This is a genomic window from Enterococcus sp. AZ080 (genome assembly GCF_051714945.1).
GTDB classification, from domain to species: Bacteria; Bacillota; Bacilli; order Lactobacillales; family Enterococcaceae; genus Enterococcus_B; species Enterococcus_B pernyi.
Window position 1 is genome coordinate 2,404,818 of sequence record NZ_JBIOSV010000001.1, and the last position, 16,771, is coordinate 2,421,588.

Here is a 16,771-nt window from a genome sequence, read left to right on the forward strand (position 1 = left end):
ATCACTTCTGGTTCATTTTTTATAATAATTTTGTCCTGCGGCTTTTTTCAACCGATTCATATAAGCAATACCTAGCCCTTCTTCAGGTGCAACTTGTACTAGAATCAGATCAAGAGCTAATCGATCATCATCTAAGCCACGTAACCCCGCAAACAACCCTTTCGTTGCTGCCTCTACTGAATCATCGTAATACATATACACAGCTGCGACATCCTTGCGTACCTGATCAGCAATTGTTGGTCCAGCTAAAACACCGGTACGTAGTTTTTGCTCTTTTGTCCAGATGATCGCCTCTGGCCAATCCTTTTTTTCAACCATTAGTACTCGAGTATCAGGTGAGTAATGTTTGTATTTCATCCCCGGTGATTTCGGTGTTTCAGATTCTTTGACCAAATGGCGGTCTGTCGCCACTGGACTTTCAATGACAGCTTCTAGTTGCTCTTTCGTGATTGCTCCTGGTCGTAAGATCATCGGCGGTGCAGATGGGTCACTCAGATCAAGTACCGTTGATTCCACACCGATCCTCGTCGCCCCATCGTCAATGATTCCTGTGATTTTTCCATTTAGATCATGAAAGACATGGTCTGCTGTTGTTGGACTCGGTTTACCTGAAGTGTTGGCACTTGGCCCGACAAGTGGTACACCTGCTAATTGGATTAATTCTAACGTTTTCTTGTTATCTGGCATGCGAAAAGCAGCTGTGGATAAACCACCAGTGACAATCCCTGGTAAACTACCTTTTTTGATGTGAAAAATCAAAGTCAGTGGTCCTGGCCAGAAGTTTTTCACAATTTGTTCTGTTAATGGGTGAAAGTTGTCCACATACTCTTTTACTTGTTCGAAGGAGGCGACATGGACGATCAATGGGTTGTCTTGTGGTCGACCTTTCACTGTAAAGACTTGTTTGACAGCCTCCGGTAAAAGGGCATTAGCTCCTAATCCATAGACAGTTTCCGTTGGAAAAGCCACTAGATTTCCTACTGCTAATTCCTTCGCAGCTTCATTCAATTGTGTTTCATCATATTTAATTGTTTCCACAGTCTATCCACATCCTCTTTTTTCAAAATCCTTGTTTTATTCCGTTTTTTCAGGTAGTTATACACAAATTGTTGATAACTAGTTTGTCAATAGTGGATAAGCATGTTGATAACTAAAATATTCGTTTTCATCCTTATCAAATCAGTGTTTTTTTATTATAAAAAAACAGAAAAAAATTTTTTCATCCACAAACTAATTGGTAACAAAAATCATTCGATCATTTCCTGCCATATCTTTTTTGATCCGTACTTTTTTTGTCGGAAAGGCTTGCTCCATGATTGCTTTGACAGCTGCTCCTTGTTGGAAACCAATCTCTAAAAAAAGTTGTCCATCGCTAGCTAATATTTGTGCAGCTTCCTTTGCGATTTTCTGGTAGATCGCTAAACCATCTTCTTCAGCAAACAATGCCATCTTCGGTTCATAGGTTCGTACACTCTGATCCATCACCGACCATTCTGCTCGACTGATATAAGGGGGATTAGAAATAATGACATCAAAGGTTTGATCCAAGACAGGTTCCAACGTATCACCATGATAAAAATTGATCGTTGTTTGTTCATGTTCTGCATTTTCCTTAGCGACAGCTAGTGCTTCTAAAGATAAATCAATTGCTGAGACTTGCCAATTTTTTCTAGCAGCTTTCAAGCTGATGGCGATTGCTCCAGTTCCTGTACCGATATCCACGACATTTAAGGTTTCTTCGCTTGTTTTTGCCAAACACAGTGCGACTAATTCTTCGGTTTCTGGACGAGGAATCAAAGTTGCTTCCGTGACTTTCAAGCGGTGATCAAAAAATTCAGCATAACCTAATAAATAGTGGGGCGGATAATGTTGCACTAGTCGTTGCATATCTGCATTGATCATGGCTTGATCCTCGGCTGTGATCGGTTCATTCATTCGCATGAGCCAATCCAGTTTCGTCCACTGCTTTCGTTCAAGAAAGACAAACTGGATATTATACCCTTCTACTCCTTGTTCTTCTAAAAAAGAAGAAGCCCGTGTGAGGACTTCTCGATAGGTTTTATCCATTTTGCATCTCTTCCAACTTAGATGTTTGGTCGTACACGATCAATGCGTCGACGATCTCATCTAGTTTTCCTGCTAGAATCTGATCCAATTTTTGGATCGTCAAGCCAATACGGTGGTCGGTCACGCGATTTTGAGGGAAGTTATACGTACGGATACGCTCTGAACGATCCCCAGTCCCTACCGCAGATTTACGGTTCGCATCATATTCGCTTTGTGCTTCTTGTTGGATCTTGTCGTAGACGCGCGCACGTAAGACTTTCATCGCTTTCTCACGGTTTTTCAATTGTGAACGTTCATCTTGCATCGCCACCACGATTCCAGTTGGTAAGTGAGTCAAACGTACCGCAGATGCTGTCTTATTGACATGCTGTCCACCGGCTCCAGAAGCGTGGTAAATATCGACGCGGATATCCTTGTCAGCCAGATCGATCTCTACTTCTTCTGCTTCAGGCATGACAACGACAGTTGCCGTTGATGTATGGATACGTCCTTGAGATTCTGTTGAAGGGACACGTTGGACCCGATGTGCGCCACTTTCATATTTTAATTTCGAATAGACATTTTCACCTGAGATCATCATGATGACTTCTTTATAGCCACCGATCCCTGTCACACTTGCTTCCAAGACTTCTGTTTTCCAGCCTTGGCTCTCTGCGTATCGTTGATACATCGAGAAAAGATCCCCTGCAAATAGTGCGGCTTCGTCGCCACCAGCGGCTCCGCGAATCTCCATGATAATGTTTTTGTCATCGTTTGGATCTTTTGGAAGTAACAAAATCTTGATTTTTTCTTCTAGTTCTTCTTTTTCTTTTTTCAAATCAGCTAATTCTTCTTTAGCCATCTCTGCCATTTCGTCGTCTAACTTTTCGCCGAGTAATTCTTCTGTATCTTTGATCCCTTGAACAACTTCCTTGTAGCGACGATAAACTTCAACCGTTTCACGTGTATTTGCTTCTTCTTTTGAAAGCTGCATGAAACGTTTCGTATCTGAAATCACTTCTGGGTCACTCAGTAGTTCCCCAAGCTCTTCGTAACGGTCTTCGATTGATTGTAATTGATCGTACATGCTTAATCTCCTTCTGTGATCATCAATGGATGAAAATAGTGTTTTCGACATACGGGATAATAGGCTTCATTGCCACCAATTTGGACTTGATCTCCTTCGTACACCGGTGTTCCGTCTATATAATGTAAATTCATCATTGCTTTTTTATGGCAAAACCAACAGATCGTTTTCATTTCTTCGATTTTGTCTGCATAAAGCAATAAATATTTCGATCCTTCAAATAATTCATTTCTAAAATCATTTTTTAATCCGAACGCCATCACCGGAATATTGAGTTCATCAACGATTCTCGTGAATGCTAAGACATGTTCTTTTGTTAAGAACTGCGCTTCATCGATCAATACACAGAATGGTGGATGTTCCATCTGCTGGATGACTTCAAATACATCGGTCGTTTCAAAAATGGGAATTGCTTCACGTTTCAGCCCGATTCTGCTTGAAACTACGCCAACGCCATCTCTTGTATCGATTCCGCTGGTCATCAAAACAACCGGTTTGTTTTGTTCTTCATAATTATGTGCGACTTTTAAGATCTCGATTGTCTTGCCGCTGTTCATTGCGCCGTACTTAAAAAATAGTTGTGCCATGTCCTCATTCACCTTCCAGTTTGTTCCTATGGTATTATACTTGATTTTCAATCATTTTTACAGTGAGAATTTTCGAAGCGAGATTTCCCTAGTGTAAATGTTGGTATTTTCGTTATAAATCAATAAACTACCCGCACTTCTTTTGGTATAATCGAATGAAAAATAAAGGAGGGCACTTATGTCCGAAATATTCCACCAAATGGCGAACCATTATGATACCCCCGAACGAATACAATTAGCTGCTACGATTCGTTCAGCTGTTGAAAAAGAATTTTCTGCACAGACTCATGACCAGAAATTGATCGATTACGGTGGGGGAACTGGTCTTGTCACGTTACCTTTGCCTCACGTTTTAAAGAAGTGATCATTATAGATTCAGCCGCAGGAATGCTAGCGATGGCTGATAAAAAAATCAAAGAGGCAAAACAAGCAAATGTACGAACACTTGAATTGGATGCTACAAAGGATTTGCCGGCAGAGAAAGCCGACATCATCTTACTATCTTTAGTCTTGTTGCATATTCCAGAAACGAAAGTCATTTTAAAACAACTTTCGCAAATGCTTCATCCAAGCGGAAAACTTTATATCGTTGACTTCGATAAGAACGAAAAGATCCAGCATCCAAAAGTCCATAATGGTTTTGACCACGAGGAGTTAAGAGAACAATTGAAGCTTGCTGGATTTAAACCACTGTCAATTGAAACATTCCATCACGGAAAAAACTTGTTCATGAAACAAGATGCTTCTTTGTTTTTGGCTATAGCAATCAAAGAATAAGCATTTTCTATTTCTATAAAAAAACCTTTCATAAATACGCAAAGTGTCTGTGACATTAGTCCTCTTGTAACACCTAAAACCCAATAAACGGCGGGAACAGAAGTAATCTCTTCGGAAATAAGGCGCCATCCACAAAAATTTGAAGAATAATTTTCGTGGATGGCGCCTTATTTCTCGAGGCTGAACACTTCTGTCCCGACCTCTTTTGATTATTTTAATTGAGTTCGTATTTGTTTAGTTCTTCCACTGATCAATTAGTTTGAACTATCTGTCGAAGTACTTGTCGAAGCTTCAGTTGAAGCATCGGTTGAACTTTCGCTTGTGGATGGTTCCGTCATCAAGCCACTTAGTACGTTTTTGAAATCTTCATCTTTGATTTTTACATTTGCTTTTTTCAATTCATTACGCACAGCTTCTTGTTGGAATGTTGGATCTGCTATTTTTGTCTCTGTTGCTATTTTTTCTAATTCATCTTTATATTTCGACATATCATTGCCTTTTTCTTGTTGTTTGACCATTTTCACAAGATAATATTCCGTGGCGTTCGTAGAGGAATTAGTCGCTGTGATAACATCAGATACTTCCTCATTTTTAAGTTTGAATGCTGCTTGTTTGACTTCTGTTGGCACACTTGTAGATTGCGAGTCAAAGGTGATTTCTCCACCCTTTTCTTTTGTCGCTTCATCGGTCGATTTTTCTTTGGCGATTTTAGCAAAGTCGCCCCCTTCATCGAGTGACTTTTTGATTTCCTTGGCTTCATCTTCGCTACTTACTTTGATCAATTGTGCCTCTACTTCTGGATGGAAGTTTTCCCACGCTGTTTTAAGATCTTCATCCGTCAATTCGACATTCGCTCGTAAACCTGCTTTGTAAGCTAACCCTCTTTTTATTTCTTCTTTATAAGATTCAGTTGTATAGCCCGCTAATTTCAATTGCGAATCGAAAGAATCACCGAGTGCTTCTTTGCTAGCGTTGTATTCTTTATCTACATCTTCAGCCGTAATTTTGTCGCCATAATTTTCTTCAAAAATCTGGAAGATGATCAAATCTTGGACAGCGGTCTCCGCACCCTTGATTTTTTTCAAGTGGTCCACTAGTTCCTGCTCTGAGATGGTACCGCCTTTATACGTCACTGCAGCTTGATCTGACGGATTTGTTGAACATGCAGAAAACAAAACCAGTCCTGATGATACAGCTAATATTGAGATGAATTTTTTCATGCTGTCACTCCTATATATTTTAATAGTTATTTATATCTATGTGTCTTTCACTTTAGCCTTACTTTATGAACAAACTTTGAAAATAACGTGATTTTATAAAAAAATTATACTTGATCACTTGTTGTTGTAGTTTATATAACAAAAAAACCTCAACATTCCAAACGAATGTTGAGGTTTTTTCAGGGTATATCTTTACTGTTTAGAGTTATATCGCTATCGCATTACGTATCATCGATTAAATGATATTGATCTTATTCAACGGCCAATAGCGGAAAACGACTTTACCTTGGATCAAGTCTTCATCGACTAAACCAAACATGCGGCTGTCTTTTGAGATCAAACGATTGTCGCCCAGTACCAAGTATTGTCCTTCCGGAACAGTGAATTCAAAATCACTGGTGAACGTTTCAGCATTTTCAGCTTGCGATTGGAAGGCTGAATTATAAGAATATTCCTCTTGTAGTTTGTCTTCTGAAAATTCTTTTTTATACTCATCTAAGTAGGGTTCATCTTGCTTTTCCCCATTGATGTATAGTTGATCATCTTCCATTTTCACAGTATCGCCTGGCATCCCAATGATTCGTTTGACGATCATCCGTTCTTCATCCCCAGGTTCTTTTGTTGTAATGATATCCCAGCGGTCAAAATCTGAGATTTTAGATGAGATCAAACGTTGCCCATCATGTAACGAAGGGTCCATGGAATGACCACTCACTGTGACTGGTGTGAATACATAGACTCTTGCCAAAATGATGGCGGCTAAAACAACGATCAAGATTCCCCAATTTTTCAAAAAGTTTTTCACTTTATACCTCCTATTAACCAAACATTTTTATGTTATTTTTTATTTATTTGTTAGCTATTCTTTATTTTACATTTTTTATCAATTAAAAGAAAGAATAAGTGTCGGATCGTGTTGGGAATAATCCGTTTTTTTTTTGAAATGTTTTTTTGAACTTCATGTATCTTTCATATTAGAGCGAAATAAATACTTGATGGAGAAGATTTATCCTACACTTTTGATTTTTTTCTTCGTTGGCTTCGACTGTATGTCACTTCACCTTCTTGTTCTTTTGGTTGATTTTTCTTGATGATCAACTTCAAACGATAGGGTTCATGGTATCTAAGACCATCTTTGACAAAATCACCGCCTGCAAGGAATAAGCCTACGGGTTCAATATGATCTTCTGGCGAGTCGACCTTGATCGTTCCTACTTTTTCCATGCTGGAATAATTACGACCTATACTTAATTGATAAGTTTTGTCGGAGACTTTTTTCACATAATAGTAGGGATAAAGTGTATTTCGATCAATCAAGAAACCGTCCATTCGACCAAGTTCATTGACCTTGATTTCCCCTTTTTCAATCAAATAACGCATATTCTCTGCTAGTTTCAATTGGTAGTCTTCATCGAATAGAACATTGGCTTTTTCTGTATTGACTTTGTCGATATTTCCGTTGTTCCCGCGAACCGTTTCTCCTTCAATATTGAATGCTTCATCAGGTAGATATTTTACGATCACTTGGGTCACATCGGCTTTTGAATTTTTATCAAAAAAGTAATAAAACACATTTAGAACAGTGAAATATAAAAGAACTAAAAATCCTAATCCGTATAAAAAGAACTGCAAATAGTTTTGATTTTGCCATAATCCATAAACAATCCGTAAAAGGTAAACGGTCGGAATCACACTTAATATAGTATAGCCTCGGTTCAAATATTTAGGACTGATATCTAAATATCCTAAAAACTTGTGTATCCCATTGATGATATCTAATATAAATGTCATTCTTCATCACCTGCCTGTTGATTATACATCTGTGTTTCAGCGGATTGCTCTGTAGGTGCATTATTTTCATTTAGATTGCCTTCACTTGGCGTAGAAGTACTTGGCGTTGTATTAGGCGTCGTACTGCTTGGTGTAGTGGCACTTGGCGTCGTACTTGAACCGCTGTCGTCCCCTTGATTTTGACTAGTCGAATCGGTCGTATATCCTGTATTTCCTTCATCCACGGAACTTTCTGGTATTGAGTTTTGGTTGTATGTAGAATTGGTTGTGTCTTGTTCTACAGTCGTCGGTGTTGTTTCTACCGTGTCATTCGTTTGCCCTGTTCCTTCATTGGTAGAAGTCGTCGTAGTCTCTGTGGAACGACTTGGTGCACGATAGCTAGAACTATTAACAATGCCTGTTGTGGTAGCAACAATCGTCGAAATCGTCAATACAGCGATTGGCTTTAATATAGGTGCTACTTTTCGCATATTCTCTCATCCTTTTCCTTGTTGCCGCTTGAAGTCTTGATCCGTTTGGCAAAAATTGATTTTTCTCACACGTATTCTTTAGTTTTACCATAAATTTCTTATTTTTTTCTTATTTTTTCATGAAACTTTTGTGTAGATTACTCAAATGTTGTTTTAGTCGTAATCAGACAGTCTATGACTAGTTGATACACTTCATTTTATCATGGATCTCCCTCCAAGTTGTTTCGCAAAGTCATCTTTATTATAAGACACTTTTCCAATAACTAAAATCCTAGTAAATTTTAGTTTTATTATTTCTTTGTGTATTTATTTTATTGTCGGTATACTGGAAGAAACATCTAACAAGGAGGATCGAATTTGTGCAATTGAATCTTTTTTTCCGGAAATGGCGAAGGCGTAGTGCAAGATATGCTTCTAGTCACTTTTCTTCTATTCAAATTATTGTATTTTATTATATTTTAATGACTATGATTTCTTTGGGCTTGTTTTACATCCCATTTTTCCGAAATCCGGGTAGTCATGCTTCATTTATTGACATGCTTTTTATGGCTATCAGTACGATCAGTGTCACTGGTCTTTCGACATTTGACATCCACGCGATTTTTAATAACAATGGCATTATTTTACTCGAAGTGTTGTTTCAAGTGGGTGGTTTAGGGATCATGATGATCTCAACGGCATTTATTATCTTTTCTAAGCGACGGATCACCTTACGTCAAAGACAATTGATCATGACAGATATGAACCAACCACGTTTATCTGGTATCGTTCGTTTGATTCGGATCACTTTTGTCATATTGCTCTGGTTCCAATTGCTATTTGGTGCCTTGTTCTCCGTTTATTTTTATATTCGCGGCTATTTCGATCATTGGCACGAAGCCATTTTCCATGGATTTTATCAAGCTATTTCCGCGGTCACAAATTCGGGATTCGATATTACTGGTGAGTCGATCAAGCCATTTGAACATGACTATCCATTTTTATTTATGATCATGTTCCTGATTTTCATTGGTGGAATCGGTTTTCCAGTATTGATGGAGTTTCGAGAATGGCGCTTGTATCGAAAAACAAAAGCCAAGATTCCTTTTCGGTTCTCTTTGTTTACAAAACTCGCCGTCCTCGCTTTTGTCATTTTATTTGTAAGCGGGACTGTCTTGATTTTTTTACTTGAAAAAAATCACTTGTTCAAAGATCTCCATCCTAGTGTCCAGTGGATCAATTCAATGTTTTATTCCATGACAACTCGTAATGCGGGTTTACAGATCCATGATCTAGGAGATTTTCAAATCACCACCTTGATCGTCTTTTCCTTATTGATGTTCATTGGTTGTAGTCCCAGTTCTGTCGGCGGGGGTATCCGAACCACGACTGTGGCGATCATTGGCCTTTATCTTTATTCATTTTTGAAAAGTGAAGATAACATTAATATTTTTGGTCGTCGAATTGATGAAGATGATGTCCGAAAATCAGTAGTCGTTTTTATGCTCTCCTTAGGGATGTGCTTCTTCTGTATTCTTTTTTTATCTGCCACGGAGAAACAACCGCTGATCTCAATCATCGTGGAAGTGACTTCTGCTTTTGGGACAACGGGGTTATCGCTAGGAATTACCGGTGATCTATCAACAGTCGGTAAAATCACGATCGGTGCGTTGATGTTTATTGGACGTATCGGGATGTTGTATACATTAATGTTATTTGTGCCAAAAGAAACACGAGATTTAGGTTATGAATATCCTACTGAGAAAATCATTATCGGGTAAGCTAGTCTATCGTTACCATAAAAAAACGATATGTAAGAAGCAAGGAAGCGATCGTTTTTCGTTTTCTTGCTTCTTTCGTTTTTGTTTTGCGAACAGTATAAACTTTTGTAAAATAAGACAAAGCAATTTAACCTTTTTTTCAACATATGGTATGATTAGTTGAATTTATTTGTAATTATGACGTTTTGGAGGTTACATAATGGGAATACGCAGTCAATTTGCGATTGCAGTTGGTAAAACCGCACAATGGGGACTAAAAACCTTTTTTAAAGGAGGATCAAGTTTACCTGGTAAACTTGCTTTATCGATCGATCCTCATATTTTAGATACATTAGCAAAAGACTATCAAGTCGTCGTCGTAACTGGAACAAATGGAAAAACATTGACGACCGCTTTGACCGTCAATATCTTACGACAACAATTTGATGAAGTCTTGACGAACCCTACTGGCGCCAACATGGTCCAAGGAATCGTTTCGACTTTTTTACAAGCAAAAGCCGGAAAAGGCCAAAAGAAATTTGCGGTGTTAGAAATCGATGAAGCCAGTCTAAGTAGAGTGACTGAATACATCAAACCTGAACTATTTTTGTTTACAAACATTTTCCGTGACCAAATGGACCGTTACGGTGAAATCTACACCACGTATAAAATGATCGTTGACGGTGCCGCAAAATCGCCAGATGCTACGATCATCAGTAATGGCGATTCACCGATCTTCAATTCAGTTGAGACCGTCAACCCTAGAAGATATTATGGATTTGATCACGAAGAAGACCATGAACAGATGGCCCACTACAATACAGATGGCGTGTTGTGTCCGAAATGTCATCACATCTTGCACTACAAAATGATCACTTATGCAAACTTAGGTAAATACTATTGTCCAAATTGTGACTTTAAACGTCCAGAACTGGATTATCGTTTGACAGAAATGAAACGAATGGACAACAAATCAGCTGATTTCGTCATTGATGGCAATGAATATGGCATCGAAGTTGGTGGCATGTACAATGTCTATAATGCTTTAGCAGCTACTGCGGTGGCTGAATATTATGGTGTTGTTTCTGAAAAAATCAGACAAGGCTTAGGGTATGACGAAAAAGTATTTGGTCGTCAAGAAGACATCGAAATCGATGGCAAGTCCTGTACCTTAGTCCTAGTCAAAAATCCTGTAGGGATCAACCAAGTCATCGACATGATGGGACATGCGCCGTATCCATTTTCACTAGTAGCCCTCTTGAATGCGAACTACGCAGATGGAATCGATGTGAGTTGGATCTGGGACGGAGAATTTGAACGCTTTGCAGATATGGAAATCCCTGCTGTGATTGCTGGTGGCGATCGCCACACAGATATGGCACTACGTTTGAAAGTAGCGGGTATCGCTGAAGATAAATTGACACAATCAAAAGAATTGACTGATGTCATTGAGAAAATCAAGCAACTACCGACGGATCATGTCTATATTTTAGCGACCTATACAGCTGTCTTACAATTACGAAAAGAATTAGCGAGTCAAGGCTTTATCAAAGGAGGCATGAATCGTGGCTAACTACGAATTACGCATTGCCCATCTCTATGGGAATCTGATGAATACTTATGGTGACAATGGCAATCTCTTGATGCTCCAATATATCGCCAAAAAAATGGGGGTCACTTCTCATACTGAGATCGTCAGCATCCATGAACCCTTTGAGGCAGATAAATATGACTTAGTTTTCTTTGGAGGTGGTCAAGATTTTGAACAAATGATCATTTCAAAAGATATTCAAGAAAAGAAAGAATCATTGACTAATTACATTGAAAATGATGGTGTCGTACTTGCGATTTGTGGCGGTTACCAACTACTTGGTCATTATTATATGGGCGCAAACGGTGAAAAAATCCAAGGAATCGGTGCGTTGGATCATTACACCTTAAGCCAAGAGAATAATCGCTTCATTGGTGACATCGTGATCCACAACGAAGAGTTCAACGAAACCTATTATGGATTTGAAAATCATAATGGTCGAACATTTCTTGGCGAAGGCGAACGCCCGCTGGGAAAAATCGTCAAAGGTCAAGGGAATAATGGGGAAGATCAATCAGAAGGTGTCATTTACCGCAACGTTTACGGCTCCTATTTCCATGGTCCGATCTTAGCACGTAATGAACATCTAGCGGAGCGTCTCGTTCGCTTAGCATTAGAGAAACGTTATGGAAAAGAGCTTGATCTACCAACAGTTGCCGCAGCTCCAATCAAGTAAACAGCGAAAAACCTCTAAAAATATCTAAGATATTTTTAGAGGTTTTTTTTACAATCCACTTGTTTATTCCATTGATCGTATCAAGAATCAAGCTACTTGTTTCGCATAACGCATCACATTTTGCTTGATGTTACTGATTGTTGTCGGATCATGGATACCTGTGACTTCTTGGATCAACTGATCCATATTTTCTCGCACTTTCATCTCTTGCAGTTCACGACTTTGCTCATCTTCAGGATCATAGTAGTTGAAAATGATCCCCATCGTAGCTGTCAAATGTGGACAAGTCAAATTGTATTCTTGCAATTCACGAACCGGACGAGTAAAGCGTTCTTGATAGCCTAACTTCCGTAAAGGCGTTCGAGCTACCCGAGTGATGGCATCTGAGATATATTTATTTTGGAAACGTTGGATGATTTTCTCAATATAGGCTTCATGTTGTTTATTATCAAAGCCCCATTTTGCTTCCAGTAAACTTCCTGTTTCTTGTAGTACTGATTTTAGTTGGGCAACGACTAACGAATCTTGCATTGCCTCATCGATCGTTGCATATCCCAATAATGCACCGGTGTAAGCTACAGTCGCATGCCCTGTGTTCACACTAAATAGTTTTCGTTCAATATATGGTTCCAAATCTTTGACGTATAGTACGCCATTTAACGAAATCTCTTTATTTTTTCGTTGCGTATCATCAATGACCCATTCTTTAAAAGGTTCCACTTGCACAAACAAAGGATCTTCATGTTGTTGCATCGGCACGATGCGATCCACTGCTGCATTCGGAAATCCGATGGACTGATCTGCAAAGTGGGTATCTGACAGATATTTATAGACTTCCATTTTTAGATGCTCAGAGCCACCAATCATATTTTCACAAGCGATGATGTCTAGCGGTTGCTGATTGCCCTCTTGTTCTCTTTGCTCGATCCCTTTTGCAATCAGTTCAGCAATGAATGGTAAAATATTGGGACCGATCGCTGTGGTCACAAGATCTGCTTGTGCTATTTCTTTGATCACTTGTTCAGGCTGTTTTTGGTTGTTCAATCCGCGAACGCGTTCAACGACAAGTTGTTTTTTCGATTCGTCAGCTAGTTCGATCGTATACCGGCTTTTTTCATTTAATGAATCGATGATCTGTTCGTTGACATCAACAAAAGTGATGTCAAACCCATTCTCAGCTAAAACTTCTCCAATAAATCCTCTGCCGATATTTCCGGCACCAAAGTGTACTGCTCTCATTCGTCTTCTCTCCTTAGGCAATTGCTAGATTGTGTGTGACTTCTTCTTTACTCAGTGCATCTGCTAATTGGACAACATTGTCCATGTCGCTACAATAAAGAGCGATTTGTTGCACTAATTGCAGATGTTCTTCTCCTACGCCAGCGATACCAAACAAGACTGTCGCAATCTTTTCTTCTTGTTCAGTCCCGAAATTGACACCATCTGGCACTTGGATCACACAGATCCCTGATTTTTTTACGAATGCTTTGGCTTCATCTGTTCCATGAGGGATCGCGATAAAATTCCCCATATAAACGGATAACATCGCATCACGTTCCACCATTGCGTCAATGTAGGGTTCTTCGACACAACCGGCTTCCACTAATTTTCTTCCACAGTATCGGATGGCCTCTTCCTTTGTTGCAAAAGCCTTATTCAACTCGATCATATCAAATGCTAATTCAGACATTTTATTTCCTCCTTATGCTACTTTTTTCAAATAGTGAGCAATCGTTTCATATTTTTGTGGACTGACCATCGTCGCCACTGAAAAATGAAGTGAATGCGGTGCCACTGAACGTGCTTCCTCAGACAAGGATTCTCTTGAAACGATCAGTGTATTCGGTTGCTCCGTCAACTCATCAATATTGATTTTTTTCAGAGGGATCTCCAATTGGTTTTTCTTCAAAATATCTTTCAATAAGGACAATCCCATTGTCGCTGATCCTGCACGATCGTCATGAACAAGTAAAATCTCTTTGATATCTTTTAATTCAGATAAATCCAAATCATCTGTTGGAGTAGTAGAGAGTGGTTGGCTTGGCTGTGTTTCTTCCTTACTTCCTAATGCTTGGATGATTTCATCATACTTTGGTGAATTTAAGAAGTTTTCTACTGCAACAAAATGAGCATGTGGCGCTTTTTGTTTTGCTCGTTCCTGCAACTCAACTTGAGTCACGATCAATACGTCTGCTTCATCAGATAATTGACTAACGGCTTGATTCGTCACGAGTTGAGGTAAGTGATGCTCTTGGACTTTTTTTCTTAACAAGGAAGCACCCATCGCACTTGACCCCATTCCAGCATCACAGGCAAAAATGATTTTTTTGATCGCTGATAAAGCTGGTTGTCCCTGACTAGTAGTTCCAGTTCCTTTCGCTTGTTGTTTCGCTTGACGAGTCGCTTCCACTGATTTTTCAAAATCTTCACTTGTTTCTTTCGCATCAGCTTTTAGAATGACTGCAGAGATCCCAAAAGAAACGGCTGTTGCAGCGACGATCCCTAAAATAACTGGTAAGTAAGCACTCAATGGTGCCATTGCTAAAATGGCAATGATCGAACCCGGTGAAGCTGGCGCACGTAAGCCTGCATCCATTAATTGGAAAACGAAACTACCTGTCATCCCACCAAAAATCACTGATAAGAATAATAACGGTTTCATCATTACGTATGGGAAATAGATTTCATGGATTCCACCTAAGAAATGGATGATCATTGCACCCGGTGCAGATGATTTTGCCGCGCCTTTGCCAAATAGTGTGAAAGCTAACAATACACCTAGACCTGGTCCAGGATTAGCTTCCAACAAGAACAGGATCGATTGACCGGCTGTAGCCACTTGTTCTGTTCCTAAAGGAGTCAAAATGCCATGGTTGATCGCATTATTCAAAAACAAGATTTTCGCTGGTTCGATAAAAATACTCGTCAATGGAATCAAATTTGCATTTAAAATTGCTTCAACACCTGTTGCCATCGCTTGCGTCAGTGTATCCACCACTGGACCAATTGCAGAAAAGCCGATCAATGCTAACGCAAAACCGATTAATCCTGCAGAAAAATTGTTGACCAACATCTCAAACCCTGATTTGATATGTTTTTGAAACACTTGATCGAATTTCTTGATGGCAAAGCCACCTAATGGACCCATGATCATGGCACCTAACATCATCGGAATATCTGTCCCAACGATCACACCCATCGTCGCAATTGCTCCGACGACTGAACCACGATCACCACCGATGACTTTCCCTCCGGTGTAGCCGATCAATAAAGGAATTAAATACGTCAACATTGGGCCGACCATCGTAGCAAACGCTTCGTTTGGTAAATAGCCATCTGGAATAAATAATGCTGTCAAAACACCCCAAGCAATCAACGCACCGATATTCGGCATCACCATACTAGATAAGGTACTTCCTAACTTTTGTACTTTTGCTTTGAATGAAATTTTATTTTTTGGTATCGTCTCTTCCACTTCAATCGCTCCTTTATCTCTTTCTTTAACCAAATTGTATCCGCTTACCATTTAGATAAATAGTCGGATTTTGTCACAATCATTTGTGCCAAAACATGGAGTGATCCAAATGAGTGATTTGATGAAAGACTTCTGGTACTAATTAGAGACGCTGATACAATTATTTTCTTCATTTAAGGGAGCATTTTATCTGTAGATACCTACGAAAAGGCACATCCTCGTGATCTTTTGGACTCTTTTTTACAAAGTAAGGTTTTTATTCCATTGACTCTCCTAATCGAGCCAACCGTTCTTCCCAAAGCATTAGATTTTCAGACATATCGGCTGACGCCTCATAGAACGTAATGAAATCTAAAATAATCGTTCCTTGCTCTATGTATGCCGCCATCACCGCTTTTAATTCTTCCGTTTGGATTTGTTCAAATGCTTCTTTCGCTTTGTTCATTTCTTTTTCTTTCAACCAATCAAGACTTTTTTCAAAATAAAACTGATCCAGTGCTAACGTGATCTCCTGATGTTTCAAGTGGCGATTCAACACAACGGCTTCTTGTACTTGTTCCAGCTCCAAATAAGCAATCGCTAACTTGGTTTGGCGCTTTTCCGTCAATTGTTCCACGTGGGTCGCAATCACTTTTTTCCAATCGTTTTGATAAAAAGCCAGATCAAAGGTGGCATTTCCTGTTGGCTTTTGCTCATTCAACTTCTCTACCCAAGAAAATTCCTGTTCTTCCACTAAGTGATCGATCAATTGCTGATACTGAGTGGGATATTCTTCCGCAGCTTCTTCATATGCGCCTGCTTCTACTAATGACTGCCATGAACTTTTCTGATTTTCTTCGGTTGTCGCTTGCTCATTATTCGTTCTTTGTTCAACAAACAAACCGACACCTTGAATCACAACAAAAACGATTACTCCACTAAGAAGTAATCGCTTGATGATTTTTTTCCAATTGATTTGTAACAACTGATTTTTTTTCAGTGTGTTGCTTGAATGAGAGAACTGACTCTTCTCTTTTGTATTGGCTATTTCTTGCTCCCAGTGTTGACTTAAGATCTCTTCAATCTCCTCTGTCAAAGGAAATTGAAGCACTTTTTCTATCATCATTTCTCCCTTACGATCATAAATACGTATGCGACATTGTCCTTGTGTGTTTGCCAGCAAGACTCGTCGATTTTCAGTTTCTAAATCTTCCAAAGCCTGAAACAAATCCAACTGAGTCTCTTCTACTTGTAAGTGATGGATCTGATCGATGATTACAGTTTCTTTCGCCATACGTTGTCACTCCCCTCATTCATTTTTGTTGCGTCCATT

At 39.3% G+C, this 16,771-nt stretch carries 15 protein-coding genes and 1 pseudogene; 4 read left to right on the top strand and 12 right to left on the bottom strand.

Features of this window, described 5'->3' with window-relative positions:
* Window positions 1–12: 12 nt before the first annotated feature.
* The 4 genes from IGK01_RS11465 to IGK01_RS11480 all read right to left on the bottom strand — a co-directional run bounded on the left by IGK01_RS11465 (window position 13) and on the right by IGK01_RS11480 (window position 3,720).
* Window positions 13–1,038: an L-threonylcarbamoyladenylate synthase gene (locus tag IGK01_RS11465; protein ID WP_023520273.1), complete on the bottom strand. Its 1,026-nt coding sequence runs from the start codon at window positions 1,036–1,038 to the stop codon at window positions 13–15.
* A gap of 192 nt (window positions 1,039–1,230) precedes the next feature.
* The gene (gene prmC, locus IGK01_RS11470) at window positions 1,231–2,067 is read right to left on the bottom strand and encodes a peptide chain release factor N(5)-glutamine methyltransferase (protein ID WP_375152485.1); all 837 of its coding nucleotides are present in this window, start codon (window positions 2,065–2,067) and stop codon (window positions 1,231–1,233) included.
* On the bottom strand, window positions 2,060–3,133 hold the full coding sequence (gene prfA / locus IGK01_RS11475; RefSeq protein ID WP_010736626.1) for a peptide chain release factor 1: 1,074 nt from the start codon (window positions 3,131–3,133) through the stop codon (window positions 2,060–2,062). Before prfA ends, prmC begins: the two co-directional genes overlap by 8 nt.
* Window positions 3,134–3,135: 2 nt before the next feature.
* The gene (locus IGK01_RS11480; RefSeq protein ID WP_010736627.1) at window positions 3,136–3,720 is read right to left on the bottom strand and encodes a thymidine kinase; all 585 of its coding nucleotides are present in this window, start codon (window positions 3,718–3,720) and stop codon (window positions 3,136–3,138) included.
* A gap of 178 nt (window positions 3,721–3,898) precedes the next feature.
* Between IGK01_RS11480 and IGK01_RS11485 the strand changes: the two are divergent.
* Window positions 3,899–4,497: pseudogene (locus IGK01_RS11485) on the top strand (class I SAM-dependent methyltransferase).
* A gap of 254 nt (window positions 4,498–4,751) precedes the next feature.
* Here the strand turns inward: IGK01_RS11485 and IGK01_RS11490 are convergent.
* The 4 genes from IGK01_RS11490 to IGK01_RS11505 form a co-directional block, all read right to left on the bottom strand.
* Window positions 4,752–5,717: a peptidylprolyl isomerase gene (locus IGK01_RS11490; RefSeq protein ID WP_010736629.1), complete on the bottom strand. Its 966-nt coding sequence runs from the start codon at window positions 5,715–5,717 to the stop codon at window positions 4,752–4,754.
* 235 nt (window positions 5,718–5,952) lie between these two features.
* Window positions 5,953–6,522, bottom strand: a complete 570-nt coding sequence (gene lepB, locus IGK01_RS11495; protein ID WP_010736630.1) for a signal peptidase I — start codon at window positions 6,520–6,522, stop codon at window positions 5,953–5,955.
* Between the two features lie 206 nt (window positions 6,523–6,728).
* Complete coding sequence (locus IGK01_RS11500; protein WP_010736631.1) at window positions 6,729–7,508, bottom strand: DUF6681 family protein; 780 nt, start codon at window positions 7,506–7,508, stop codon at window positions 6,729–6,731.
* Window positions 7,505–7,978 (bottom strand): hypothetical protein, encoded by a 474-nt coding sequence (locus tag IGK01_RS11505; protein WP_023520277.1) that lies wholly within the window; start codon window positions 7,976–7,978, stop codon window positions 7,505–7,507. The genes IGK01_RS11500 and IGK01_RS11505 overlap by 4 nt, the downstream gene beginning before the upstream one ends.
* Window positions 7,979–8,337: 359 nt before the next feature.
* Between IGK01_RS11505 and IGK01_RS11510 the strand changes: the two genes are divergently transcribed.
* From IGK01_RS11510 to IGK01_RS11520, 3 genes are all read left to right on the top strand, one after another.
* Window positions 8,338–9,738 carry a TrkH family potassium uptake protein gene (locus tag IGK01_RS11510; RefSeq protein WP_010736633.1) on the top strand — a complete coding sequence of 467 codons (1,401 nt, stop codon included), beginning with the start codon at window positions 8,338–8,340 and terminating at the stop codon, window positions 9,736–9,738.
* 199 nt (window positions 9,739–9,937) lie between these two features.
* On the top strand, window positions 9,938–11,290 hold the full coding sequence (locus IGK01_RS11515; protein WP_438840778.1) for a MurT ligase domain-containing protein: 1,353 nt from the start codon (window positions 9,938–9,940) through the stop codon (window positions 11,288–11,290).
* Window positions 11,283–11,984: a type 1 glutamine amidotransferase gene (locus tag IGK01_RS11520; RefSeq protein WP_010736635.1), complete on the top strand. Its 702-nt coding sequence runs from the start codon at window positions 11,283–11,285 to the stop codon at window positions 11,982–11,984. The genes IGK01_RS11515 and IGK01_RS11520 overlap by 8 nt, the downstream gene beginning before the upstream one ends.
* 87 nt (window positions 11,985–12,071) lie before the next feature.
* Here the strand turns inward: IGK01_RS11520 and IGK01_RS11525 are convergent, their stop codons facing one another.
* From IGK01_RS11525 to IGK01_RS11540, 4 genes are all read right to left on the bottom strand, one after another.
* On the bottom strand, window positions 12,072–13,223 hold the full coding sequence (locus IGK01_RS11525) for a mannitol-1-phosphate 5-dehydrogenase (protein WP_023520280.1): 1,152 nt from the start codon (window positions 13,221–13,223) through the stop codon (window positions 12,072–12,074).
* 13 nt (window positions 13,224–13,236) lie between these two features.
* Entirely contained in the window at window positions 13,237–13,674 is a 438-nt protein-coding gene (locus IGK01_RS11530; RefSeq protein WP_019723779.1) for a PTS sugar transporter subunit IIA, read from the bottom strand.
* 12 nt (window positions 13,675–13,686) lie between these two features.
* Window positions 13,687–15,459 carry a PTS mannitol-specific transporter subunit IIBC gene (locus IGK01_RS11535; protein ID WP_023520281.1) on the bottom strand — a complete coding sequence of 591 codons (1,773 nt, stop codon included), beginning with the start codon at window positions 15,457–15,459 and terminating at the stop codon, window positions 13,687–13,689.
* Between the two features lie 256 nt (window positions 15,460–15,715).
* Window positions 15,716–16,732, bottom strand: a complete 1,017-nt coding sequence (locus IGK01_RS11540; RefSeq protein WP_137072815.1) for a hypothetical protein — start codon at window positions 16,730–16,732, stop codon at window positions 15,716–15,718.
* Window positions 16,733–16,771: the final 39 nt, after the last annotated feature.